General features: G+C 44.0%; 2 protein-coding genes. Both read right to left on the reverse strand.

Going from position 1 to position 662, the window contains the following annotated elements; genetic code table 11:
• Nucleotides 1-218, reverse strand: a 218-nt coding sequence (locus R7P74_RS26895) for a LacI family DNA-binding transcriptional regulator (protein ID WP_318078720.1), incomplete at its 3' end; no start/stop codon positions are given.
• 105 nt (nt 219-323) lie between these two features.
• On the reverse strand, nt 324-662 hold a 339-nt coding region (locus R7P74_RS26900; protein ID WP_318123716.1), incomplete at its 5' end, for a ChbG/HpnK family deacetylase.

Below are 662 nucleotides of genomic sequence, written 5' to 3' on the forward strand. Positions count from 1 at the left end.
AATCCACCGGTGTAATAAGTCACCAACAAACCGACCATATTACTTGACGATGTTGCAAGAGAACGGGCGATCGCACTTGGACGGTAATTCAATTGCGCCATGGCTTGTTCTACTTTTTTTCTAGTTTCTTCACGAAACTTTCCTTCCCCATTAATGATGCGAGAAACGGTAGAACGATTTACACCGGCGAGTTCGGCGACATCTTTAATCCTTGCCATAATGCTAATGAATCCAACTGCTAATAAATAATGAATGTTTTTATTCGAAAAATGGCTGCCAGCAATTCGTAAGGTGACTATAGGGGTCGAATCTGGCAGCCTTAATCATACACCTACAACTTGGCTGGTAGAAACGAGTGCGGAGTAATCCGTGACGGCTATACCATGCTGCGCCAATTGCTCTTTGAGAATGGGAGATGTGAGCACTTGTAGCTCTAACTCTCTTTGCAGAGCATAGCCACTTTTCATAATAAGGGGCTGGTCGGCATAAGCAGGATGACACATCACCTCTACCACATCGTAATTCTCTTTTAAGCTCAAAAGGTGTTGCATTAATCCGTCCAAACTTACCTTTTGATCATAAAACTCATCGGTAAAGAAATAGCTTGTCGTCATTGGTTGGTGACAGATACCACTCCCGCGAAGTGGCACGCGGTGCTCTTT

The sequence above is a fragment of the Vibrio sp. 2033 genome, from assembly GCF_033339735.1.